26 protein-coding genes are annotated in these 23,558 nt (G+C 71.2%); 9 read left to right on the top strand and 17 right to left on the bottom strand.

Translation table 11 applies throughout. The features are described 5' to 3' along the window. Entirely contained in the window at positions 1-195 is a 195-nt protein-coding gene (locus CRP49_RS02055; protein WP_097251891.1) for a DUF5999 family protein, read from the bottom strand. A gap of 234 nt (positions 196-429) precedes the next feature. Here CRP49_RS02055 and CRP49_RS02050 point away from each other — a divergent pair, with 234 nt between their 5' ends. Next, complete coding sequence (locus tag CRP49_RS02050) at positions 430-855, top strand: DUF6299 family protein (RefSeq protein ID WP_097251890.1); 426 nt, start codon at positions 430-432, stop codon at positions 853-855. 90 nt (positions 856-945) lie between these two features. Here the strand turns inward: CRP49_RS02050 and CRP49_RS02045 are convergent, their stop codons facing one another. The 4 genes from CRP49_RS02045 to CRP49_RS02030 form a co-directional block, all read right to left on the bottom strand. Continuing rightward, positions 946-1,137: an acyl-CoA carboxylase epsilon subunit gene (locus CRP49_RS02045; protein WP_097251889.1), complete on the bottom strand. Its 192-nt coding sequence runs from the start codon at positions 1,135-1,137 to the stop codon at positions 946-948. Between the two features lie 11 nt (positions 1,138-1,148). Then, positions 1,149-2,693, bottom strand: coding sequence for an acyl-CoA carboxylase subunit beta (locus tag CRP49_RS02040; protein ID WP_097251888.1), 1,545 nt, complete (start codon positions 2,691-2,693; stop codon positions 1,149-1,151). Positions 2,694-2,725: 32 nt separating this feature from the next. Beyond that, positions 2,726-3,160, bottom strand: coding sequence for a hypothetical protein (locus CRP49_RS02035; protein ID WP_097251887.1), 435 nt, complete (start codon positions 3,158-3,160; stop codon positions 2,726-2,728). A gap of 122 nt (positions 3,161-3,282) precedes the next feature. After that, positions 3,283-4,068, bottom strand: a complete 786-nt coding sequence (locus tag CRP49_RS02030; protein ID WP_097251886.1) for an AfsR/SARP family transcriptional regulator — start codon at positions 4,066-4,068, stop codon at positions 3,283-3,285. A 410-nt stretch (positions 4,069-4,478) separates the two neighbouring features. Between CRP49_RS02030 and CRP49_RS02025 the strand changes: the two genes are divergently transcribed. From CRP49_RS02025 to CRP49_RS02000, 7 genes are all read left to right on the top strand, one after another. After that, positions 4,479-5,486 carry a DUF2156 domain-containing protein gene (locus tag CRP49_RS02025; RefSeq protein ID WP_097251885.1) on the top strand — a complete coding sequence of 336 codons (1,008 nt, stop codon included), beginning with the start codon at positions 4,479-4,481 and terminating at the stop codon, positions 5,484-5,486. A 28-nt stretch (positions 5,487-5,514) separates the two neighbouring features. Then, positions 5,515-5,664 (top strand): hypothetical protein, encoded by a 150-nt coding sequence (locus CRP49_RS46690; RefSeq protein ID WP_167444137.1) that lies wholly within the window; start codon positions 5,515-5,517, stop codon positions 5,662-5,664. Positions 5,665-5,902: 238 nt separating this feature from the next. Further along, positions 5,903-7,018, top strand: coding sequence for an acyl-CoA desaturase (locus tag CRP49_RS02020; RefSeq protein ID WP_097251884.1), 1,116 nt, complete (start codon positions 5,903-5,905; stop codon positions 7,016-7,018). A gap of 162 nt (positions 7,019-7,180) precedes the next feature. Continuing rightward, positions 7,181-8,548, top strand: a complete 1,368-nt coding sequence (locus CRP49_RS02015) for an MFS transporter (RefSeq protein ID WP_097251883.1) — start codon at positions 7,181-7,183, stop codon at positions 8,546-8,548. Between the two features lie 28 nt (positions 8,549-8,576). Continuing rightward, positions 8,577-8,906, top strand: coding sequence for a ferredoxin (fdxA, locus tag CRP49_RS02010; RefSeq protein WP_097251882.1), 330 nt, complete (start codon positions 8,577-8,579; stop codon positions 8,904-8,906). Continuing rightward, complete coding sequence (gene fabI, locus CRP49_RS02005; RefSeq protein ID WP_094216298.1) at positions 8,903-9,670, top strand: enoyl-ACP reductase FabI; 768 nt, start codon at positions 8,903-8,905, stop codon at positions 9,668-9,670. The genes fdxA and fabI overlap by 4 nt, the downstream gene beginning before the upstream one ends. 164 nt (positions 9,671-9,834) lie before the next feature. Continuing rightward, positions 9,835-10,821 (top strand): Ig-like domain-containing protein, encoded by a 987-nt coding sequence (locus tag CRP49_RS02000; protein WP_373560321.1) that lies wholly within the window; start codon positions 9,835-9,837, stop codon positions 10,819-10,821. 73 nt (positions 10,822-10,894) lie between these two features. Here the strand turns inward: CRP49_RS02000 and serS are convergent, their stop codons facing one another. From serS to CRP49_RS01940, 12 genes are all read right to left on the bottom strand, one after another. Continuing rightward, on the bottom strand, positions 10,895-12,172 hold the full coding sequence (gene serS, locus CRP49_RS01995; RefSeq protein WP_097251880.1) for a serine--tRNA ligase: 1,278 nt from the start codon (positions 12,170-12,172) through the stop codon (positions 10,895-10,897). After that, entirely contained in the window at positions 12,165-13,646 is a 1,482-nt protein-coding gene (locus CRP49_RS01990; RefSeq protein ID WP_097251879.1) for an APC family permease, read from the bottom strand. The genes serS and CRP49_RS01990 overlap by 8 nt, the downstream gene beginning before the upstream one ends. 108 nt (positions 13,647-13,754) lie before the next feature. Further along, positions 13,755-14,975, bottom strand: a complete 1,221-nt coding sequence (locus CRP49_RS01985; protein WP_097251878.1) for a beta-ketoacyl synthase — start codon at positions 14,973-14,975, stop codon at positions 13,755-13,757. Next, entirely contained in the window at positions 14,975-15,205 is a 231-nt protein-coding gene (locus CRP49_RS01980; protein ID WP_020942802.1) for a phosphopantetheine-binding protein, read from the bottom strand. Before CRP49_RS01980 ends, CRP49_RS01985 begins: the two co-directional genes overlap by 1 nt. 67 nt (positions 15,206-15,272) lie before the next feature. Further along, on the bottom strand, positions 15,273-16,292 hold the full coding sequence (locus tag CRP49_RS01975; RefSeq protein ID WP_097251877.1) for a beta-ketoacyl-ACP synthase III: 1,020 nt from the start codon (positions 16,290-16,292) through the stop codon (positions 15,273-15,275). Then, positions 16,289-17,269, bottom strand: a complete 981-nt coding sequence (locus CRP49_RS01970) for a VlmB-like protein (protein WP_097251876.1) — start codon at positions 17,267-17,269, stop codon at positions 16,289-16,291. Before CRP49_RS01970 ends, CRP49_RS01975 begins: the two co-directional genes overlap by 4 nt. Further along, positions 17,266-17,814, bottom strand: coding sequence for a flavin reductase family protein (locus CRP49_RS01965; RefSeq protein ID WP_097251875.1), 549 nt, complete (start codon positions 17,812-17,814; stop codon positions 17,266-17,268). The genes CRP49_RS01970 and CRP49_RS01965 overlap by 4 nt, the downstream gene beginning before the upstream one ends. Beyond that, the gene (locus tag CRP49_RS01960) at positions 17,811-18,344 is read right to left on the bottom strand and encodes a hypothetical protein (RefSeq protein ID WP_097251874.1); all 534 of its coding nucleotides are present in this window, start codon (positions 18,342-18,344) and stop codon (positions 17,811-17,813) included. The genes CRP49_RS01965 and CRP49_RS01960 overlap by 4 nt, the downstream gene beginning before the upstream one ends. An 18-nt stretch (positions 18,345-18,362) precedes the next feature. After that, positions 18,363-18,848, bottom strand: a complete 486-nt coding sequence (locus tag CRP49_RS01955; RefSeq protein WP_097251873.1) for a type II toxin-antitoxin system RatA family toxin — start codon at positions 18,846-18,848, stop codon at positions 18,363-18,365. Positions 18,849-18,850: 2 nt separating this feature from the next. After that, the gene (locus tag CRP49_RS01950; protein WP_179851472.1) at positions 18,851-20,158 is read right to left on the bottom strand and encodes an aspartate aminotransferase family protein; all 1,308 of its coding nucleotides are present in this window, start codon (positions 20,156-20,158) and stop codon (positions 18,851-18,853) included. Positions 20,159-20,287: 129 nt separating this feature from the next. Further along, a complete protein-coding gene (locus tag CRP49_RS01945; RefSeq protein ID WP_097251872.1) occupies positions 20,288-21,430 on the bottom strand; it encodes an acyl-CoA dehydrogenase family protein in 1,143 nt (380 codons plus the stop codon). 27 nt (positions 21,431-21,457) lie between these two features. Then, positions 21,458-23,089 (bottom strand): aldehyde dehydrogenase, encoded by a 1,632-nt coding sequence (locus tag CRP49_RS01940; protein WP_097251871.1) that lies wholly within the window; start codon positions 23,087-23,089, stop codon positions 21,458-21,460. Between the two features lie 161 nt (positions 23,090-23,250). Between CRP49_RS01940 and CRP49_RS01935 the strand changes: the two genes are divergently transcribed. Further along, a complete protein-coding gene (locus CRP49_RS01935; RefSeq protein WP_097251870.1) occupies positions 23,251-23,550 on the top strand; it encodes an acyl carrier protein in 300 nt (99 codons plus the stop codon). Positions 23,551-23,558 lie beyond the last annotated feature (8 nt).

Below are 23,558 nucleotides of genomic sequence, written 5' to 3'. Positions count from 1 at the left end.
TCAGGCCGCCACGGCGAGCCGGCCCACGGGGACCCGGCGGGGCGGGACCACGCTGCCGTCCGCGAGCAGCTCCCCGCTGTCGTCGAAGCGGATCGAGCCGTCGCAGAGCAGGGCCCAGCCCTGTTCGGGGTGGGCGGACACGGTGTGCGGGGTGCCGGTGTCGGACGCGGCGCACGAGATTTCGTAGGAGCACATGGCGCACCTCCACAGCGGATGTGAGGGGGCGGACCGGTTCGGCCGCCGCCCGTCATGGATAGACCATGCTCCCGGCGTGAACGCCCCGGAACCGCCCGCCGTGAAGCGTGACAACATGCGGACAACTCCCGGACGGTTCCATGACGCGCCACCGAAGGGGTGACGATCACGCCCGGCGGCAACGCCGCCCGGTACCAGTGGAAGCCCCCACCCCACGGAACCGGGAGGTATCCCATGCCCGTACGCCCCGCCCTCGCCGCAGCACTCGGTGCCGCGGCGCTGCTGTGTGCCGCCGCCGGCCCGGCCACCGCCGACGCGAGCGAGACCGTCACCGTCGCCCCCACCGGCCGGATCGCCGCAGACGGCACCATCACCCTCTCTGGCACCTACCGCTGCACCGGCAACACCGGACCGGTCTTCGTCAGCTCCTCGGTCAGCCAGGACGACCCCCGGCTCAAGCACGGCATCGGCGGCAGCGCCGCCCTGTGCGACGGCGCCGAGCACCCCTGGCAGAACTCCGGCAAGGTCTCGGCCGACTCCCTCAGGGCCGGCACGGCCCATGTGGAGGCCACCCTCATGGAGCTGCGCCCCTCGGGCATCGTCCCGCTGCCCGCCTTCCACGCGGTCCAGGAGCAGGACGTCACCCTCGTCCAGGAGTGACACCCACGCCGAACGGCCCGGCACACGTCCAGGTACGTGTGCCGGGCCGCTCGGTCCTGTCGTCAGGAGTCAGGAGTCAGGAGTCAGACGTCAGGAGCGCTGCCAGCTGTGGGGGGCGTGGAAGGCGTGCGGGCGCCAGGACGTGGTGCCGGGGGAGGAGGGCTCGGCGCCGGACCCGGCCAGGGCGGTGCGGCTGAGCAGCAGCACCGCGAGGGCGGCCAGCTCCTCCTCGGTGGCCTCGCCCTTCTCGACGCGGATGGGGGCCGTGGGGGATACGGACATGGGGACCTCCGTCACTGAGGGGGGTTGCCGTGCTTGCGGGCGGGGCGTTCGGCGTGCTTGGTGCGCAGCATCGCCAGCGCGCCGACGAGGACGCGGCGGGTGTCGGCCGGGTCGATCACGTCGTCCACCAGGCCGCGCTCGGCGGCGTAGTACGGGTGCATCAGCTCGGCCTTGTACTCCTTGACCAGCTCGGCACGCTTGGCCTCGGGGTCGTCGGCCTCGGCGATCTGGCGGCGGAAGATGACGTTCGCGGCGCCTTCCGCGCCCATCACGGCGATCTCGTTGGTGGGCCAGGCGTAGGTGAGGTCGGCGCCGATCGACTGGGAGTCCATGACGATGTAGGCGCCGCCGTACGCCTTGCGCAGGATCAGGGAGATGCGGGGCACGGTCGCGTCGCAGTAGGCGTAGAGCAGCTTCGCGCCGTGGCGGATGATGCCGCCGTGCTCCTGGCCGACGCCGGGGAGGAAGCCGGGGACGTCGAGCAGGGTGACGATCGGGATGCTGAACGCGTCGCACAGCTGCACGAAGCGCGCCGCCTTCTCGGACGCCTCGATGTCCAGGACGCCGGCCAGGCTCTGGGGCTGATTGGCGACGATCCCGACGACCTGGCCGTCCAGGCGGGCCAGCGCGCAGATGATGTTCCGCGCCCAGCGCTGGTGGACCTCCAGGTACTCGCCGTCGTCGACGATCTCCTCGATGACCTTGGCCATGTCGTACGGCCGGTTGCCGTCGACCGGCACCAGGTCGGTGAGTGTCTCGCAGCGGCGGTCGGCGGGGTCGTCGCAGGGCACCGCGGGCGGGGTCTCGCGGTTGTTGCGGGGGAGGAGGGACAGCAGATAGCGGACCTCCTCCAGGCAGGTCTCCTCGTCGTCGTAGGCGAAGTGGCACACGCCGCTGGTCTCCGCGTGGACGTCGGCGCCGCCCAGGCCGTTCTGGGTGATCTCCTCGCCGGTGACCGCCTTGACCACGTCCGGTCCTGTGATGAACATCTGCGAGGTCTCGCGGACCATGAACACGAAGTCGGTGAGCGCGGGGCTGTAGGCGGCACCTCCGGCGCACGGGCCGAGCATCACGCTGATCTGCGGGATGACACCGGACGCGGCCGTGTTGCGCCGGAAGATACCGCCGTAGCCCGCGAGGGCGGTGACGCCCTCCTGGATGCGGGCGCCCGCGCCGTCGTTCAGGGAGACCAGGGGTGCGCCCGCCGCGAGGGCCATGTCCATGATCTTGTGGATCTTGGCGGCGTGGGCCTCGCCCAGCGCACCGCCGAAGATCCGGAAGTCATGGGCGTAGACGAAGACCGTGCGGCCCTCGACCGTGCCCCAGCCGGTGACGACACCGTCGGTGTACGGCTTCTTCGCCTCCAGGCCGAAACCGGTCGCCCGGTGCCGGCGCAGCGGCTCGACCTCCTGGAAGGAGCCCTCGTCGAGGAGCAGGCCGATCCGTTCGCGCACGGTGAGCTTGCCCTTGGCCTTCTGGGCGGCGGTCGCCTTCTCACCGGGGCCGGCGAGGACGCTCTCGCGTATGCCGGCCAGTTCCTCGACGTGGGACCTCATGTCTCCCCCTGCTTCCCTGAAGTGACGGAACGTCAGTTGCCGAGCCGGCGCAGACCGCTCGACTGGAGCGCGGCGAACGCCCCTACGACCGCTGCCTGCAGCACGGTCCACACCGTGCCGACGGTGTTCGGGCCGAACCAGCCGAAGACCGCGGTGGCGACGGACACCACCGCCCACAGTGCGTTGGCCTCGATGACCGCCTTGGTGGCGGCCCTGCCCGGGACCGGGCGGCTCGCCAGCAGCGCCACGAGGCCGCCGTACAGCGTGAGGAACACGCCGATGCCCCGCAGGAACCCGGTCCCGAGGCCGAGCAGATCGCCCACCGGGCCCGCGGCGAGCAGGTAGATCAGGCCGTTGGCGGCGGTCACGGCCGCGTCCAGCGCGAGGAAGGTCCGTAACGGGCGCGCCGCGGCGGCACGGGTGGGCGAATGCGTCGCCGCGTGCGCCGGGGTCTGGCTCGTGGTCATGGGGCCTCCAAAGGTAGGGGGTCTGATTCCACTTGCCCGTCGAGCGTGCCAAGGCGGACTGACCGGTGGCTGACGGAAGGCTTACGCGGTCCGGCTCGCGCCTTCCTCAAGTCGCCCGGCTGTCAGGCGGGTTGCAGCCGCAGGTCTCCGGTGAGCGCGGGGTCGTGGGAGAGGATCGCGCTCTCCACCCGGCGCAGGGCGGGGGAGGGCTGGATGCCGAGTTCGTCGTCGAGGTGGCGGCGCATCCGGCGGAAGACGTCCAGGGCGTCGGCCTGCCGTCCCGAGCCGTACAGGGCGATCATCAACTGCTCGCAGAACCGTTCCCGCAGGGGGTGGTTGGTGTGCGCCTCGGTCAGCTCCGCGAGGACCGCCGCGTGCCGGCCGAGCCGCAGCTCGGCGTCGAAGCGCAGCTCCATGGCCCGCATCCGGTACTCCTCGTAGCGGGCGCCCGCCAGCTGGCACAGCGTCCCGCCGGCGAACCCGCCGAAGACGGGGCCGCGCCACATCCCGAGCGCGTCGCCCAGCAGCCGTGCGGTGCGGGCCGCGTCGTCCGGCGCGGCGGACTCGGCCAGCCGCACCGCCCTGATGAACTCGGCCGCGTCCAGCTCGCCCTCCCCGACGCCGAGCCGGTACCCGGAGGGGTGCATGGTCACCCGGGAGGCCGGCCGGTCCGGCTCCAGGTCACGGAGTCTGCGGCGCAGCCGGCTGACATGGGCCTGGAGCGCGTTGGCCTGGTTGTCGGGGACGGCGTCCCCCCACATCTCCTCGGCCAGGCTCTCCCCGGACACCGGCTGGCCCTCGCTGACCAGCAGCGTCTGCACGAGAGTGCGCTGCAGATCGCCGGAGATGTCCGCCGGGCCGAACGCGGTGAGTATCTGCAGTGCACCGAGAATGGAGAACCTCAGCATGTATTCCCCCCTTGGTGAAAAATCCTGGCGAAGGTGTTTCTTTCTGGGGTCGGGCTGCGGTGAAAGAGAGGGTGACCGAACGCGCCACGCCCCGGCGGGCGTCTGCTTCCTCGACGACCCGCCGGGGCGGTTGCTCCGCCGGGACGGGGGGCGGCCGGCGGTCCTGGGACAACCGGTGCCGAGCCGCCATTGGCGCAGCACCGGGTGGGAAAAGCTCGTTCCGCACGCCGTCGGTGAATTCGAGGTCACCGTGTACGGAATTCCGGTCGAGCACCACATTGGCACCACTCGCTGACGGAATGCTGACACGCTTCTGACACCGGCAATGAATTCCTTGTGGCCCTTTTCCCGGACGTCCTCTCGGTGCTGTACTCCCTTCGATGGAAAACGCTCCAGAAAGGGGTACGGGAATGACCGCGACCACCACCGAAACCAGCACGGACAACCCGCTTCTCGACGCCGTACGCATCCACACGGCAAGCGAGAACCCGAGTTCGTTCCTGGCGCTCAACAGCGGAAACAGTACGTTCACCGTCCCGGACGCGGACGGTGTCGTCGTCTACCGCCGCACCGGCCGCTACGCCGTGCAGTTCGGCGGCCCCTTCGCCGCCGAGCAGGACTACGGCACCCTCCTGGCGGCCTTCCGGCAGTACGTCCGCGACGAGGGCCTCACCCTCGTCGGCGTCCAGCTCCAGCGCACCGACGCCGAGCGCTACGCCGCGCTCGGCTTCACCGTCAACCAGGTCGGCGCCTCCTGGGCGGTGAGCCTGCCGGAGTTCACCCTGCGCGGCACCAAGTTCATGCAGCTGCGCAACAAGATCTCCCGCGCCCACCGCAACGGCCTGCGGATCCAGGAGGTCGACGCGGCCGACGTGCGGGACGCCATCGCCACCATCGACCAGGCCTGGCTCGGCTCCAAGGGCGGCGCCCAGCAACTGGAGTTCCTCGTCGGCCAGATCGGCGGCGAAGCCCAGGCGCACCGCAGGCTCTTCATCGGCACCATCGACGGCGCCCCGGTCGCGTACATCTCGTACTCGCCGGTGTACGGCAGCCGGGCCGGCTGGATGCACGACCTCAGCCGCCGGATCCCCGAGGGCTCCCCGGGCCTGATGGAGGCCATCAACGCACACGCCATCGAGGTGTTCCGGGCCGAGGGCGTCGAGTGGCTGCACTTCGGGTTCACGCCGTTCACCGGCCTGGACGCGAGCCACGAACTCGACGGCCACAGCCCCGCGTTCCAGTGGCTGATGCACGCCCTGTGGGCCGAGGGCGCCGCGCTGTACCCGGCGCAGACGCAGCTGTCGTACAAGCAGAAGTGGGCCCCCGACGTGGTGATCCCCGAGTACGTCGCCTTCGACGGCCCGCAGGCCTCACTGCCCGGCTTCGCGCACATCTTCCGTGCCTGCAACGCCTTCTGACTGACCGTCACAACGACAGGAGACCGACATGAGCCAGTCCACCGAGGAACTCCAGCACGCCATGGTCGAGCAGCTGATGGCCGTCATCGGCGCCCCCGACGACCAGGCGGTCGCCGAGGCGGCCGACGCGGTCGTCCGCGCCCTGGACGAGCGGCTGAACGCCGGGGCGGCTGCCTGAACCCGGCACGGCACGTCCGATCAGAGGGACATCAGTGTCACATCAGCGCTCCACGGAACGCTGGACACACGTTCGCCCGGCGGTCCGGGCCCGGGAGCACCGCACTGTGCCCCCGTCTCCTCGGTCCGCCGGGCGGGCACCCCGCACGCGGGAGCCTTGTCGACTCGCGGCGCCCGCAGGTCCGCGGGGCAGCGGCGCCGCCGCCCGATCCGGGCACTTCTCCCAAGGAGAGCAACGCATGCAGCGTCCGCACACACAAGAAGCCGGGGCACTCGCCGCCGGTGGAGGCGCCGGCGCCGGGCAGCGCACCGGCGCCTCGGCGACCTTCGCCGAGCTGCTCAAACGGGTCAAGGCCGAGGGCCTCCTCGACCTCGACCCCCGTTACTACGTGGGCAAGCTGGCCCTCAACACCACCCTGCTGCTGATCGGGTTCGTCGCCTTCTTCGAGCTGGGCGACTCCTGGTGGCAGCTGGTCACGGCCGTGTGGATGGGCCTGTGCGGCGGCCAGTCGGCGTTCATGTGGCACGACGCCGGCCACAAGGCGATGTTCCGCAGCAAGAAGGCCGCCTCCGCGGTCGGCTACGTCCACGCCAATCTGGTCAACGGGGTCAGCTACGGCTGGTGGGTCAACCACCACAACCGGCACCACAGCAACCCCAACCACCTGGACATGGACCCGGACATCGGCCGGCGCACCGCCATCTTCGACCTCAAGCAGTACCCGAGCCGCAAGGGCACCCAGAAGTTCGTCGTGCGCTACCAGAGCGTGCTGTTCTTCGTGCTGCTGGTGCTCGAGGGCTTCAAGATGCTCAGGACCGCCGTCCTGTCGATCGTCCAGGGCAAGACCAAGCGGCCCGCCCTGGAGACGTTCCTCATCCTGCTGCGCGCCGCCGTCTACCTCGGCCTCGTCTTCACCGTGCTGTCCCCGGGCCTCGCGGTCGCCTTCATCCTGGTCCAGCACGCCGCCCTCGGCGTCTACTTCGGGATGATCTTCGCCCCGAACCACAAGGGCATGGACGTCCGCGACGGCGAGGAGGAGACCCTGGACTGGCTGGAGCGCCAGGTCCTCACCTCCCGCAACATCCGCCCCAACTGGCTCGTCGACTTCCTCTACGGCGGCCTCAACTACCAGGTCGAGCACCACCTGTTCCCGGCCATGCCGCAGAAGAACCTCGGTCGCGCCCGGGAGCTGACCATGGAGTACTGCGCCGAGCGCGGGGTGCCGTACCACGAGGTCGGGTTCTGGGCCTCGTACCGCGAGGTCGCCGCCTACCTGCACGAGGTCAGCGCGCCGGTGCGCCGCGGCGACGTGGCGGAGCAGCTCCGCCGCCGGGCCATGGAAGAAGCGGCCTGACCTCCTCTCACTCCCTTACTCACACCGCTGCTTCCCCCACACCCCCCACATTCCCCACACCCCGGCCCCCGGGCCGCACGCCCGGGCCGGCCGGTGGCCCGGGCGGTTCCTTCCCGGAAGCGACGGGGGCGTTCGCAAGGAGTCCCCAAAGGAGCCAGCCCCATGTCCCAGACCACCGCGGCGGCGGGCGGTGTCACCGCTCCCGCCTCGATCGGGGTCCGCCTGGACCGTATGCCGATCACTCCCCTGCACCGCAGACTCACCGCGGTCATCGGCGTCGGACTGTTCTTCGACACCTTCGAGAACAACCTGTCGGGCACCATCGGCAAGGTGCTGCAGAGCGACTTCGGCTTCGGCGCCACCTCGCTCAAACTCACCCTGGCCTCCGTGTTCGTCGGCCAGTTCATCGGTTCCCTGACGCTCGGCCGGATCGCCGACCGGTTCGGCCGGCGCCGGGCCTTCCTCGTCAACCTCGCGATCTACTCCGTCTTCTCGCTGCTCGGCGCCTTCTCCCCGAACGCCACCTGGCTGATCGTCACCCGCTTCCTCGCCGGGATCGGCATCGGCGCCGAACAGGCCCTGTCCGACTGCTACCTGGCCGACGTGCTGCCCGCGAGGAAGCGCGGCCGGTTCATCGCCGGGGCCTACACCCTCGCCTTCTGCGGAGTGCCCGCGGTGGGCTTCGCCGCGTTGTGGCTGGTGCCGCTGACCCCGCTGGGCGTGGCCGGCTGGCGCTGGCTGTTCGTGCTCGGCGCGCTGGGCTCGGCCGTGGTGTGGGTGCTGCGCCGGCAGCTGATCGAGTCCCCGCGCTGGCTGGCCGCGACCGGCAAGGCCGCCGAGGCCGAGCGGCTGGTGGCCCGGATGGAGGCGGAGGCGGCGGGCCGTGGACTGCCGCTGGAGACGCCCGAGCCGGCGGCCGAGGAGTCCGTGGACCACTCCCGTCCGCGTGACGTCCTCCGCCCCGGCATGCTCCGCCGCACCCTCGTGCTCTGGCTGTTCTGCGTGCTGTCGGTCATCGGCTACTACGGCTTCGGCACGCTGGCCCCGCAGATCGTCGCCGCCAAGGGCTACGGCATCGTCGCCGGCCTCGGCTTCACGGCGCTGTCCTTCCTCGGCTACCCGGTGGGCTCCGCGCTCGCCCTGCCCGTCGTGGACCGTGTCGAGCGGCGCACCCTGATCGCGCTGTCGGCGGCCGCGATGGTCCTGGCCGGACTCGGCTTCGCCTACGCCGGCTCGGCCGCGCTGATCGTCACCTGCGGCTTCGTCTACACGCTGTGCAGCAACGTCTTCTCCAGCGTCTCGCACGTCTACCTGTCCGAGCAGTACCCCACCGCGATCCGGGCCACCGCCTCCGGCGCCGCCTACTCGCTGTCCAAACTCAGCGCCGCCGCACTGCCGTTCGTGCTGCTGCCGGTCCTGGAGGCGCACGGACCTGGCGCCCTGTTCGCCGTCATCGCCGCGGCCATGGCCCTCCTCGCCGCCACCGTGCTGACCCTGGGCGAGCGCACCACCGGCCGACCGGTCCGTTGAACTCACCTGCACAGAGAAGGAGTTGAGCATGGCCTACGTCATCGGACTGCCCTGCGTCGACGTCAAGGACCGCTCCTGCATCGACGAATGCCCCGTGGACTGCATCTACGAGGGCCGACGCGCCCTGTACATCCACCCGGACGAATGCGTGGACTGCGGCGCCTGCGAACCGGTGTGCCCGGTCGACGCCATCTACTTCCAGGACGACCTGCCCGAGGAGTGGGGCGACGACCACGCGGCCTCCAACGCCGCCTTCTTCGAGAGCCTCGGCGAACCCGGTGGCGGCAGCGCCCTCGGCCCCCAGGGCCATGACTCCCCGCTGGTCAGCGCCCTGCCGAAGGGGGTGTCGGTGGCATGAGCGGCATCCTCGCCGGCAAGCGGATCCTGGTGACCGGGGTCGTCACGGACGCCTCCATCGCCTTCCACGCGGCCCGGATCGCCCAGGAGGAGGGCGCCGAGGTCCTGCTGACCGGCTTCGGCCGGCTCACCCTGATCGAGCGCTTCGCGTCCCGGCTGCCCAAGCCCGCCCCCGTCATCGAGCTGGACGTCACCGACCAGGGCCACCTGGACACCCTCGCCGACCGCATCGGCGAGCACGTCGACTCCCTCGACGGCGTGGTCCACTCCATCGCCTACGGCCCCCAGGGCGCCTTCTCCTTCCTGGACGGCACCTGGGACGACGTGTCGACGGCCGTGCACGTCTCGGCGTACTCCCTGAAGTCCCTGACCACGGCCTGCCTGCCGCTGCTGGAGCGGCGCGGCGGCTCGGTCGTGGGCCTCACCTTCGACGCGACGGTCGCCTGGCCGCACTACGACTGGATGGGCGTCGCCAAGGCCGCCCTGGAGTCCACCAGCCGCTACCTCGCCCGCGACCTCGGCCCCCGTGGCATCCGCAGCAACCTCGTCGCGGCCGGCCCCCTGCGCTCCATGGCCGCCAAGTCCATCCCCGGCTTCTCCCACCTGTCCGACGTGTGGGAGACCGAGCGGGCCCCGGCCGGCTGGGACCTCACGGACCCCGACCCGGCCGCTCGCGCGGTCGTGGCCCTGCTGTCGGACTTCTTCCCGCGCACCACGGGCGAGATCGTGCACGTGGACGGCGGGGTGCACATGATGGGGGCGTGAGCTACGGACCACAAAGGGGCGGGAGCCGAGGCCGCACACCTCGATCCCGCCTCCCGAGTCTTGAGACACGCTTTACGCAACGCATGCAACTGCGCCCCACCCCCTCGCTGTCTGACAGGGAGGTGGGCCCGTCAGGGCCGAGGCGCGAGAGAGCGGGGCAGGGCGTGGGACGGCGCAAGGGCGGCATAGGGATCGCACTCGTCACGGGTGCGATGCTGGTGGGCGCGAGCGCCTGCGGCGGGGGCGGCAGCGACAAGGCGGGCGGGGACGACGCGAAGGCGCCGGGCAAGCCGAGTGCGAGCGCCTCTCCGTCGCCGACGAAGCCCGCGGGGCCGCCGATGCTGCTGGAGACGATCACCCCGCAGACGGGAACCACGGTCGGCGTGGCCATGCCGATCTCGGTGGTCTTCACGAACCCGGTGGCGGCGAAGGCACGGGCCACGGTCGAGAAGCACATGAAGGTGAGCGCCTCGCAGCCGGTGGCCGGCGCCTGGCACTGGTTCGGCGACAGGCGCGCCGACTGGCGGCCGAAGACGTACTGGCCCTCCGGCACGAAGGTCAAGATCGACGCCGACATGCAGGGCGTCAGCAACGGCAACGGACGCTACGGCGTGCGCAGCTACACGCACACCTTCACGGTCGGCGACGACGTGCGCGCGGATGTCTCGGTGACCGGCCACACCATGAAGGTGACCCGCAACGGCAAGGCGGTGCGCACCCTGTCGATCAACGCGGGCAGCCCCCAGTATCCGACGTGGAACGGCACGATGGCCGTCATCGACAAGCAGGAGAAGGTCCACATGACCTCCTGCAGCGTCGGCATCAGCTGCGACAAGAGCAGCCCCAACTACTACGACCTCACGCTGCCCTGGGACATCCACCTGACCCAGTCCGGCACCTACGTGCACTACTCGACCGGCGACCCCAACCCGGGCAGCGGCAGCGCCCGCGGCTCGCACGGCTGCGTCCACCTGTCCATGTCGGACGCCAAGTGGTTCTACGGCCAGGTCAAGCAGGGCGACCCCGTCACCATCACCGGCTCGACCCGGGCCAAGGCTCCGGCCGACAACGGCTACGCCGACTTCAACCTGGGTTGGCAGGAGTGGCTCGCCGGCAGCGCGTCCGGTGAGGGGACGACCGCGACGCTGTGACGCGCGCACGCGCCCGCCCCGCCGGAGGAGCGCAAGCCTCGGGCGGGGCGGGTCCTCGTTGCGCTCACGTGCCTTACTCGGTCGCCCCGCCCGGCAGGATCCGTCGGAACCCGGTGTACGGCACCAGCGCCTCGGGCAGGACCACCGACCCGTCCTCCTGGACGCCCTGCTCCAGGAGCGCGGCGACCGTGCGGCCGATCGGCAGGGCCGAGCCGTTCAGGGTGGCCGCCGGGGTCTTGCGGCCGTCGGCGCGCTTGACGCGGATGTCGGCGCGGCGGGCCTGGAAGGTGCCGCAGTCGGAGACCGAGGAGATCTCCCGGTAGGAGCCGCCACCGGGCAGCCAGACCTCGATGTCGTACGTCATCCGGGCCGAGAAGCCCATGTCGCCCGCGGGCAACAGAACGGTCCGGAAGGAGAGTTCGAGGCGGCGCAGGCACTCCTCGGCCTGCGAGACCATCAGCTCCAGTTGCTCCTGCGCCTCCTCCGGGGCGCAGATGCGCACCAGCTCCACCTTCTCGAACTGGTGCAGGCGCAGCACACCCCGGGTGTCCCGGCCGTACGCCCCCGCCTCGGCGCGGAAGCAGGGGGTGCGCGCGGTGAACGCGTACGGCAGCGTCCGCGCGTCCAGGAGCTGTCCGGCCACCAGGTTGGTCAGCGGGACCTCGGCGGTCGGGATCAGGAACAGTTCGCGGTCGCCGACCTGGGTGCGGAACAAGTCCTCCTCGAACTTGGGCAGTTGGCCGGTGCCGGTCATCGTGTCGCGGCTGACCAGGAACGGCACCGACTGCTCGGTGTAGCCGTGCTCGCGGGTGTGCAGGTCCAGGAAGAAGTCGCCGAGGGCCCGCTCCAGACGGGCGCCGGCGCCGTGCGAGACGGTGAAGCGGGCGCCGGAGAGCTTGGCCGCCGCGGGGGAGTCGAGGATGCCGAGGGCCTCGCCGATCTCCGCGTGGTGGCGGGCGCCGGCCGAGGGGCGCGGGGCCGGACCACCGCGCCGTACCTCCACCGCCTCCTTCTCCGAGTCGCCGTCCGGGACCGTGTCCAGCGGGAGGTTGGGGATGCCGAGCAGCAGCTCGGTCAGCTCACCGGCGGCCGTGCGGGCGGCACCCTCCGCCTGCTGCACCTCGGCGCGCAGTGCGCGGGCGGCCTCCTTCTCCGCCTCGGTGGGCGGGCCGGAGCGGCGGGCCTTGGCGGTGCGGTTCAGCTCGGTGCGCAGCCGGGTCACGTCGGCCTGGGTGGCCGAGCGGGCGTGCAGTGCGGTGCTCAGGGTGTCCAGGTCGAGCGCGTAGCGGCGGCGGGCCAGGCGCCGTACGGCGTCCGGACCGGCCTCGATCAACTCGTGGGGATCATGCATGGCGGTCTCCTGACAGGGCGGGGGAGGAGGCGGGGGACTGCTCCGGTACGGCGGGCGCGGTGTGCCGGGTTCCGAGCAGGCGGTAGCGGAGCGGGTGGGCCGAGCGCAGTCGGGCCGCGTACATCAGGCCGCCCAGGGCGACCAGCGGCAGCAGCCAGGGCAGCGCGGCGATGACCTTGGAGGGGGAGCCGGTCAGCATGTCGAAGTTGCCGACCACCAGCCACACCGAGGCGGCGAGGCCGGCGAAACCCAGCAGCGGCGCGACCACCTCCCGCCACCAGTGCCCGCCACCGCCCCGCAGCCGCAGCCCGAGCACGGACAGCGCGGCCAGGGCCTGCAGGGCGACGATGCCCAGGGTGCCGAGGCCGAGCATGCTGGTGGTCAGGTCGGCGTACGGGTCGAGACCGGCGACGGCGAAGCCGGCCACGACCAGCGTGGTCAGCGCGCTCTGCGCGAGGCTGGCCCGGTGCGGGGAGTGGTGCCGCGGGTGCTCGGCAGCCAGGGCGCCCGGCAGCAGACCGTCCTCGGCGAGGACCTGGGCGTAGCGGTTGGCGGCGCTGTGCAGGGCCAGCGTCGCCGCGAACAGGCTGGTGCAGAGCAGGACCTGGAGCCCGGTGCTGCCCGCCTTGCCGAGGAAGTCGTCGCCGAGGACGAAGAACAGGTCGCCCATCTGCTTGCCCGCGACCTCGCGCACCCGGTCGCTGCCGACCGCGCCGACCGCCAGCCAGCTGGTCAGGGCGTAGAAACCGGCGATCAGGACGACGGCCGCATAGGTGGCCCGGGGCACGCTGCGCCGCGGGTCCTTGGCCTCCTTGCCGTACAGGGCGGCCGACTCGAAGCCGATGAAGGAGACGAACGCGAACATCAGCGAGACGCCGGCCCCGTGCCCGGCCGCGACATGCGGGGAGAAGGAGGCGGTGGGCAGGGCGTGCAGTCCGTGCCGGGCCAGGATCGCCACGTCCAGGGCGGCCAGCACGCCGATCTCGCCGAGCATCAGCAGGGCCAGCACCCGGGCGCTGAGCGCGATCTCCCGGTACCCGAGGACGGCCGTCAGCACCAGTCCGACGGCGGCGCACCACTCCCAGGACACCGACAGCCCGTGGGCGGCGAAGACCAGGTGGGTGAAGTACCCGAGCGCACCCGCGAGCCCGATGGTCGCGCAGTTGTAGGAGAGCAGGGCGACATACCCGGCGGCGACCGCGGGCGGCCGCCCGAGCCCGTCGGCGACGGAGGCGTAGAAGCCGCCGGAGCCTTCGGTACGGCGGGCACTGACCGCATACCCGACGGAGAAGCAGAGGAGGGTGACGCCGGCGAACAGGAAGGCCGCGGGTACGCCGGCTCCGTCGCCGAAGGCGAAGGCGAGGGGGACGGTGCCGACCATGGCGGAGAGGGGGGCGGCCGCGGCGACGATGAGGAAGAGGATGTGCCCGGTGCCGAGTCGGCTCCGGGAGGGCGGGGAACCGCTGGTGGACATGGGTGACTCCCGGGTTGCTCGAAGGGGTTGGGGAGAGGGACGGGAAACGTGCGACAGCCGCCCGCGGCGGACCGGCGGACGGCTGTTCGCTGTTGGCCTCGTACCTGGTCAGGCAGGTGCGATCGCCAGTGCCGTGTTCTGACCGCCGAAGCCCAGGGAGTTGCTCAGGGCCAGATCGATGGGCATCTCGGTGACGGTCTGGGCCAACTTGATCTCGATCCGAGGATCGGGCATGACCAGGTTGGCGACAGGCGGAATCAACTCGTGCTCGACACTCAGCACAGCGAACGCCGCCTCGACCGCGCCCGCCGCTCCCAGCAGATGACCGGTGACTCCCTTCGTCGAGGTGACCAACGGATCCCCACGCAGGGTCCGCTGGATCATCCGGGCCTCCGACAGGTCGTTCAACGGGGTCGAAGTCCCATGGGCGTTGACGTGCTGCACATCGTCCGGATCGGCCCCCGCGTCGGCGAGAGCCGCCCGTACGGCCGCCTCGATGCCGACGCCGTCGGGATGCGGTGACGTCATGTGATGTGCGTCAGCCGTCGCGCCGTACCCGATGATCCGGCCGTGGATGTGCGCACCGCGGGCGCGGGCGTCCGCGACACGCTCCATCACGAGGATCCCGGCGCCCTCACCGGCGACGAAGCCGTCCCGGTCCACGTCGAACGGGCGGGAGGCGGTCGACGGATCGTCGTGCCGCTTGGACAGGGCGCCCATCTGCGCGAACCCGGCCATGACCAGGGGGGTGATCATGGCCTCGCTGCCGCCGGCCAGCACGATGTCGCACCGGCCGAGCGCCAGCAGGTCCCGGGCCGTCCCGATGGCGGTCGCGCCCGAGGCACAGGCGGTGGCCACCACCAGGTTGGGTCCGGTCGCCCCGAACTCGATGGCCGTCTGACCGGCCAGCATGTTCGGCAGCTGCATGGGCAGCAGCAGCGGCGACACCCGGGCGGCGCCGTGCTCGCGCAGCACATGGTGCTGTTCCTCGACGGTGCCCGGACCGCCGTCGGCGCAGCCCAGCACCACGCCCACGCGGGCGCCGTCCCAGGTCTGCGGGTCGAGGCCCGCGTCGGCCACCGCCTCGTGCGCGGCGACCAGCGCGAACTGCACGAACCTGTCCAGGCGGTGGGCCCGCCGCGCACTCAGCAGGGTCTCGGGGTCGAAGCCGGGCACTCGGCAGGAGATCTGTACGGGGTTGTCCGCCAGCACCGGATCGAGGGCGGCGGCCGGCCTGCCGTCGCAGACCGCCGCCCAGCTCGGCCCGACCCCGACGCCACCCGGGGTGACCAGGCCGAGCCCGGTGACGGCGATGTCCATCCCGGCCATCAGACCTTCGCGCTCCGCTCCTCCATGAGCCGGACCATGTCGCCCACGGTCTCGGCCTCCAGGAGGTCGTCGTCGCTGATGTCCAGGTCCAGCTCGGACTTCAGCAGCAGCGACAGCTCCACCACGGCCAGCGAGTCCAGCTCGATGTCCTCCCGGGTGGCCTCCGGAGTGATCGACTCGGGCGACACCTTGAGCTTGTTGGACAGGATTTCCTTGAGCTGCTCCAGCATGTCGGTTCCTTTCGAAGGTGTACGCGCCCCGCGTACCGCTGAATCGATATGAGTGACTGACGATCGGTCAGATTGTTTGCAGCTCCGGCCAGATGACACTGGCGGCGCCCCAGGACAGGCCCCCGCCGAACGCGGTGAGCAGCACCCGGTGGCCCGCGGCGAGCCGGCCCTCGGCGGTGGCCTCGGCGAGCAGCAGCGGGATCGAGGCGGCGCCGGTGTTGCCGACCCGCGCGATGTTGCTCAGCTGCCGCTCGGCGGGGATGCCGAGCCGGTCCGAAACGGCCTCCAGGATCCGGGCGTTGGCCTGGTGCGCCACGAACCGGTCGACCTCGTCCAGCCGCCATCCGGCCCGTTCGGCCGCCTCGGTGGACGCGGCGGTCATGTGCTCGACCGCGTGCCGGTAGGTGTCCCGGCCGAGCATCCGGAAGTAGTGGTCCTCCGGGGCGGCCGGCCGGTCGGTGGACCGCTGCCGGGAACCGCCCGCCGGGACCTCGATCAGATGGCTCAGCTCGCCGTCGCTGCCGAGCACCAGCGGGCCGATCGCCCCGGGTTCAGCGGCCGAGCCGGCCCGCAGCACCACCGCGCCCGCGCCGTCCGCGAAGATCACCGCGGTGGTGCGGTCCTCGGGGTTGATGATCGTGGTGAAGGCGTCCGCCGCGATCAGCAGCACCCGGTCCGCGATCCCGGCCGCGATGAGCCCCGCGGCCGAGGCCAGGCCGTACAGGAACCCGGAGCAGACGGCCGCCACGTCGAAGGCGGGCACCTGCCCGAGCCCCAGCCGCGCGGCCACCTGCGGTGCGGTGGCCGGGCAGGGCTGGTCCGGGGTGGTGGTGGCCAGCACCACCGCCCCCACCTCCGCCCCGTCCTGCTGGTCGCACGCCGACTTCAAGGCCCTCAGGCCCGCCTCCACCGCCAGATCGCCGGTGGAGGTGCCCGGGGAGATGAAGTTCCGCTCGGCGATGCCGGTGCGCGACCGGATCCAGGCGTCGGAGGTGTCGAGGCGGGCGGCCAGGTCGTCGTTGGTCACCACATGGGGCGGGACGTACGACCCGATGCCGGTGACGACCGCGGCCCGCCCGGTGCTCATGCGCCGGCCTCCGAGGCGAGGACCCCGACCGGCAGGCCCATGTAGTCCATGCGGACCTCGGCCATCTCGTCGGTCCACCGCTCGGCCATGTCGTAGCGCTGTTCGGCGGTGGTGTCGAGCAGCCGGACGCCCGGCCAGATCTCGTAGTCCCCGATCTTGTCGGCGTGCTGGAGCATGCCCTCCTGGAACAGCTCCTCGCGGTGGATGACGAACTCCCGGTCCGGGATCTCGTCCCACAGCTTCACGCCCGAGCGCAGGATCTCCAGCAGCCGCGGCTTGTACTCCGGGTGCTCGATGACGTGGTCGCGCAGGATGGTGCTGGCCACGGTGAGGTGGCGGATCTCGTCGATCGCGGTGCCGCGCGAGATCTCGCCCGTCGCCGGGGACAGCGGGGTCCACTTGCGCTCGCTCAGCTCGGCGGCCGGCGCGAGCACGCCCTCGATGATGATGGCGAACACGGCGACCCCGCCGGGGAAGTCGGCCTGGTCGCGGACGATGTCCAGGGTGAAGTCCACGACCGGGTCCAGGACCCGCTTGCGGTAGTCCCGGGCCATCTCCTCGATGTCCTTGAGCAGGGTGCTCGCCGGGACGCCCAGCTCCACCAGGTGCTGGCGGAAGACCCGGGCGTGCCGGGCCTCGTCGATCAGCTGGGTGGCGTAGAACTCCATCTGCGGGATGCCGGGCGCGATGGAGACGTAGTGGCCGAGCAGCCGGGTGGCCAGTTCCTCCGCCAGTGCCCGGAAGCCGAACTCCAGCACCAGCGCCTCGCGCAGCGGTCCCGGCGCCTTGAGGAAGCCGGGCGTGAGCGCGTTCTCGTGGTGGCCGGTCACCCCGCGGTCGCGCAGCGTGCCCTGGGCCACCGAGGTGATCCAGTAGGCGAGGTCGCACTCCTCGGGGCCGAGGGTGAGTTCCTTCGCGCCGTCCAGCAGACCGGGTGCCTTCTCCCAGTCGGCCTCGGGTGCTACGGGTGCGGTCATGATGCGGCGGCCTCCTTCGCCGGGCGCAGGGAACCGGCGAACAGCCCGCCGGCGTAACTGAACAGGGGGAGCCGCCCGTTGTCGGCGGTGGCACGCACGACGTGGCCGAGCAGCAGCTCGCTGTCCCCCGCTTCGTGCGCGGAGTGGAACCGGCAGACGTAGTGGGCGAGCGCCCCCGCGATGAGCGGGGCGTGCGCGTACCGGTCCGCCGTCCAGGCGAGGCCCGCGAAGGCCGCGTCGCCGTCGGGCCGGCCGCTGTCGGCGAACCGCCGGGCCACGTCGGCCTGGTCCCCGCCGAGCACGTTGATCGCGAACCGGCCCTCGTCGGCCGCCAGCCGGGCGAAGGACGAGCCCGCCCGCAGGACGACCCCGACCAGCAGGGGCGAGCGCGAGACGAGGGTGACCGTGCTCGCGGTCGTACCGTGCATCCGCTCCTCGGGCCCCGTGGTCAGCACGGACACGGGGGAGGCCAGGTGGTACAGGGCCTGGCGGCGCTCGGCCGGGTCCTGGCGGACCCTGCGTCGTACGCCGGTCGCGGTGGTCATCGCACGGCCTCCGTCTCCCGTACGACCGGCCGCGCCGGGACGTGGCCGACCGGCACCGGGTCCATGGCGTGCCCGACCGGCTTCGGGTGGGGCAGGCCCAGGTCGTCGAGGAGGCGCAGGTAGCCCTCCTGGCGCACCGGCTCGAAGGGCAGCGCGAAGGACTTCATGAAGTTGCCGAACAGACCGCGGTCGCCGAACAGATGGAACGGCAGCACCAGCAGCGCCCACTCGGGCTTGACCAGCCAGCACCACAGCGCGGCCACCGCGCCCTGGGTGATGAGGCTGTGCATGACGTTGTAGAGGACGTAGTAGGCCTTGGGGATCGGCCGGCCGCCGCTCTTCTTGAACGCGACGGCGCCGGGGATGTAGCCGATCAGGTCGATGTAGAGGAACAGTCCGATCGCCGGCAGCCAGCGGATGTCACTGAAGTGGTAGACGATCAGGCCGGTGGTGACGGCGAGGCCCACCAGGTACTCGGCGCGGTGCAGCGAGTACGTGCGCGGTGTCTCGAAGGGGTTCGCCTGGTCCATGGTCAGCTCCTCGGCGGACTACTGGGCGCCGACCGCGGCGGGCTCGGTGAGTTCGACGCCGCCCTGGATGCGCACGGCCGGGTACAGCCCGGTCAGCGCCCAGGCGACGGTCTCCTTGATGACCCGCTCGGCGATCGGGTCGAGGATGCCCTCCAGGCTCGGGATGCCGAAGTCGAAGTCGGCGTCGAAGCGGACGGTGACGTCGGCGCCGTCCTGCTGGATCGACCAGGTCCCGGTGAAGGAGTCGAAGTCGCCGTCGGACTGCTCGAAGCGGATCTCGCCGCTCTCCGGCAGCACGGTGTCGTCCTCGGTCCAGCGCAGCAGGCCGCTGCGGAAGTGCAGCTCCCAGCTGGAGGAGGCCTTCGGGTCGGGGTAGGAGGCGTGCACGGTGGTCGCGTTGACGTGGGGCGCGAGGTCCGGGTACTTCTCCCAGCGCCGTACGGCGTGCAGGACCGTTTCGGCCTGCTCCGCGGGTATCAGGGCATCGAGTTCGACGTGCCGCACGATCAGTTACCGCCTTCCGGCATCTTGGCCGCGCCCCGGATGAGGTCGCGGGTGGCCAGGTCGAAGGAGTTGACGAGGAAGTCCACGTCGGTGTCGTCCAGCACGGCGGGCGGCGTGAACCGCACCACCGAGCTGCCGTTCATGGAGTGGTTGGCGACCACGCCGTGGTTGAACAGCTCGATCAGCAGCTCGCCGGCGAGGCCCGCCTCGACCAGCTCCACACCGATGAGCAGCCCCCGGCCGCGCACGTCCACCACCAGCTCGGGGATGTTGCGGTGGGCGACCTCCGCGATCCGCGGCAGCAGCCGGGCACCGAGGTCCATCGCCCGGGTGACCAGGCGCTCCTCCTTGACGGCCCGGATCGCGCCCTGCACCGCGGCCATCAGCACCGGCTGCCCGGAGAAGGTGGCGGTGTGGACGTAGGGGTCCTTGTCGAAGGGGCGGAACGCCTTGCGGGTGGCGACGGCCGCCGACACCGGCATCACCCCGCCGCCGAGCGCCTTGCCGGTGAGCAGGACGTCCGGGACGACGCCCTCGATGTCGGCGCCCCACCACTCGCCGAGCCGCCCGAAGCCGGACTGCACCTCGTCGAGGATCAGGAAGCCCTCGTACTCGCGGACCAGCTCCTCGACCCGCTTCAGGTAGCCCTTCGGCGGGAGGATCACCCCGCCCTCGCCCTGCACCGGCTCCAGGATCACGCACACCTCGCCCGGGTGCGCCCGCAGTTCCGCCTCCAGGGCGTCGGCGTCGCCGAACGGCAGGTGCTGGAAGTCGGGGACGAGCGGGCGGAACGGCGCCTGGTAGACGTCCTTCGCGGTCGCCGACAGGGCGCCCAGCGTCTTGCCGTGGTAGCCGCCGCGCATCGAGATCGTGCGCTTGAAACCGCCCGCACGGGCCAGCTTCAGGCCGGTCTCCACCGCCTCCGCGCCGGACAGCGCGAAGTGCACCCGGTCAAGTCCCGGCGGCAGCACGGAGACCAGGGCCTCGGCGGCCCGGGCCACCGTCGGCTCCAGCAGGATGCGGGTCGCGGTGGGGTGGGTGCGCAGCTGGCGCTCCACCTCCTCCATGACGATCGGGTGCCGGGCGCCCATGATGAACACGCCGTAGCCGCCCGCGTTCAGGAAGCGCTCACCGTCACTGGTGGTGAGCCAGGCGCCCTCGGACGCCACCTCCATATGACTGCCGAACAACTCGGCGAGCGTGGCCCGGCCCTTGCTGAGGTGGGCCCGGTACAGATTGAGGATCTCGGCCTCGTCGACGGCGGCGGTCGCCGGCGCCGGGACTTCGGGGGATTCCTGGATGACGGTCACTTGTCGCTCACTCCAAAGGGGGGTGTGCCATTGGGTCGGTGGGGTGCGGCGCCCCCAAAGGGGCGCGGGGAACTGCGCGACCAGCCACGACGGACCCGCAGTCGCCCACTCGGCTCTGCCGACCGAGCTCTACGCCAGAACCAGCGGCCCCCCGTCGAAATACGCGAGAAGCGGCTCGGCGGCACCGATACGGGACGGCGGATGAAAGGCCAGCGCCCGAGTAGCGGCAGCGACCTGCGCACTCGCCGGATTGCTGATGAAGTCCAGCCCCCCGAGCAGCTCCAGCGCCCGAGCCACAATGTCCGGCAGAGCGTTCTGCACCGCGTACCTTGCGACCAGCACCCGCGCCACCGACTCCTCGTCACCGGGCTCGGGACCGGTCCCGCGGGCCACGCCCTCCAACAGAGCGAGGGCGGCTTCCATGTCCACGGCGAGAGCCGCTCGCTCCTCGACGCTGCCCCGCTGCCGCTCCAGTACCTGCTCCACCAGCGCGGCGGCGGAGCCCGCGTACCCGGCGGAGATCAGCATCTCGAACCAGACGAACCCGGCCGACTGCAGGTCGTCGAGGCGGGTGGGGTCGTCGGCGCCGGCCCGGACGACCATCTCGGCCGGGACGAACACGTCCTCCAGACGCACCTCGTCGCTCTCCGCGCCGGCCAGCAGGTCGTTGCCCCAGAACGGGTGCACGGACATGCCGGGCGCGTCGGCCGGCACCAGCGCGAGCGCCAGCTCCGGCTCGCCGCCCTCCTCGCCGTGGATGGCGATGGACGCGGTCAGCAGGCTCATCGAACCCGACAGGCTGCACGGCTTCTTCGAGCCGGACAGCAGGAACCCGCCCTCGACCGGACGCGCGGTCACGGCCGGCTTCAGGATGTTCTGCGCGGTACGGCCCTCGGCCCAGCCGGAGGCCATCACCTGCTGCTCCGGCACGATCCGGTGCAGCAGTTCGGTCTGCCCGGCGGTGAGCCGGCCCGACTTGACCGCCAGCGAGTACAGCATGGCGGCGGTGAAGTGGTGCATGGACACGGCCGCGACCAGGGACGGCGAGAGCGCGCCGAGGGCGAGCTGGACCCGCAGCGCCTCGAGCGGGGCGGCGCCGTGGCCGCCGTAGGCCTCGGGTATCAGCAGACCGACCCCGCCGTGGATGCGGAACAGGTCGATCACCGGGCTGCCGGGCCGCTCCCGCTCGGCGTACGGAATCTGCTCCAGCTCCTTGAGGAGTCCGGGGTGGAACCGCTCGCAGACGGTCCGGGCAGCATCGAGGGAACGCACGGGAAACCTCCGCAGGACTGGGTGTGGTCAGGCGCCGAAGACCGCGTCGTACGGGCTCACGTCGCGGGCGATGCTGACTCCCTGGACGTGGGAGGTCTTGAGCATCGGGTAGTTGGCCTCGCCGAAGGCGCCGCCGGTGCGGCCGGTGCCGCCGTGGCTCGGCAGGTACGGCAGGAAGCCGATGTGGGAGTCGTTGACCTTGAGCAGGCCGCCGTTGACCACGCGGCGCACGAAGGTCTCGATGACGTGGTCCGAGCGCGACCACAGGGAGTTGCGCAGCCCGTAGTCGTTGCTGTTGACGAACTGCAGGAAGGCCTCGAGGAGGGCGTCGTCGTTGTCGCGCTCCGCTACCACGATCGGGATCAGCGGGAAGAAGGTCTCCTCGCGGACCACGTCGTACGTCCGGGCCCGGTCCAGGCCGTCCACCCGGACCACCGTCGGCTGCAGGAAGACACCGGTCTCGGAGACCGTGCCGTCGACCTCGGTGCGGTTGCCGCCGGTGACCAGCTCGGCGCCGTTGTCCACCGCCTGCCGCAGCAGCCGGAAGAAGCGCTCGCTGCGCCGGACCGGCGACAGCAGCACGTCCTCCTCCTCGGGCAGGCCCGGCTTGATGCCCTTGACCTGCTCCTTGACCTCGGCGATCAGCGCCTCGGCGATCTCGGGGTGGACCAGCACGTAGTTGGGCACCATGCAGATCTGCCCGGAGCCGTAGAACGACTCGGTGATGGCCTCGGCCGCCCACTTCACGTCGGCGTCCTTCCACACCACGATGCCGTCGTTGCCGGCGAGTTCGAGAATCGGCTTCTTGCCGTGCGCCACGCACTGCTGCTCGAAGCGCAGGCCCTCCTGGCTGCCGCCGATGTAGAAGATGTCGTTGATCAGCGGGTCGGCGATCCAGCGGTCCATGGTCTGCTTCGGGTTGGAGCACACCGCGTTGAGCACGCCGGCCGGCGCGTCGATCTCCTCCAGCAGCGGTGCGACGATGTCGCGCAGCAGCCACATGGTGGACAGCGCGATGCTGCGGGGCGCCCGCACCACCACGGCGTTGCCGGCCATGAGCGCCAGCACGCACAGGGCGGTGCTGGGCAGCGGGGCGTTCTGCGGAGGGTTGAAGGCGACCACGCCGTCCGGCTGGCGGTGCAGGATCAGCTTGCGGCCGTTGTACTCCTTCTCGACCCGCATCTGCTTCAGGTACCAGCGCAGGGAGCCCGGGGAGTAGATCTGCAGCAGGCAGCTCAGCTCCCAGCGGGCCAGCTTCACGGGGTGGGACTCGGCGACCAGCATGCGCAGGAACTCGTCCTGGTGCTTGATCAGTTCCTCGCGGAAGCGGGTGCCCAGCTGCATCCGCCGCTCCAGCGGTACGGCCGCCCAGTCGGGGGCGGCCGCCGCGGCCGCCTGGGTGGCCAGGTCGATGGCGGAGTCGTCCGCGATCGCGCAGCGCCCGACGACATAGGGGTGCTTGGCCGCCTCGGATTCCGGGTCCTGTTCGAGCGAGCGCTTCAGGGTGACGCTGGTGAACACGTCCTCCAGCAGGGAGCGCCCGCTGACGGTGTAGACCCATCCGTCCCCGGCGACGTCCTTGCCCGCGATGTAGAGGTCGTAACTCTTCAATCCGGAAGGTGCCTCAGCACTCTCCTCCTGCGCGGCTTCGCGAAGCATCTTCAGCCTTTCGGATATGGCGTGTGGATTTCTTGAAGCAATGCGAGCCTGACAGCGGAATCTGACCCGGCGCTGACACGTGACTGACCGCGCCGATCAAGCCATGGGAGCGCTCTCGGGGCTGTCAGCGGGGCGTCAGCCGCCCTTGCTTGCATGACCGCATGCCACCTGTCGACAGCACGATCCAGCGGTTGCGCGATCTGCCGCGCAGTGAACTCGCCGAAGAAATCGAGTCAATCGTCCTGAAGAAATTCAAGGCCGTACTGCTCATGGACGATTCCGAGGATCTTCCCCTCGACGTCAGCTATTTCGATCTCGGCCTCACCTCGCTGCGGCTGACCGAGATACGACAGAGCCTGGAGCAGCTCCTGGACCTGTCGATCAACGTCAACGTGCTCTTCAACGAGCCGACGATCGCCCACCTCGTGGACCACCTGACCCAGGCCATCCAGGAAGCTTGAGGAGTCGC

Origin of the sequence: Streptomyces sp. Ag109_G2-15 (genome assembly GCF_900215565.1) — a bacterium.
Classification (GTDB): Bacteria; Actinomycetota; Actinomycetes; order Streptomycetales; family Streptomycetaceae; genus Streptomyces; species Streptomyces diastatochromogenes.
Note: the sequence above shows the minus strand (reverse complement) of the source record. Positions and strands in the feature narration are given on the sequence as shown.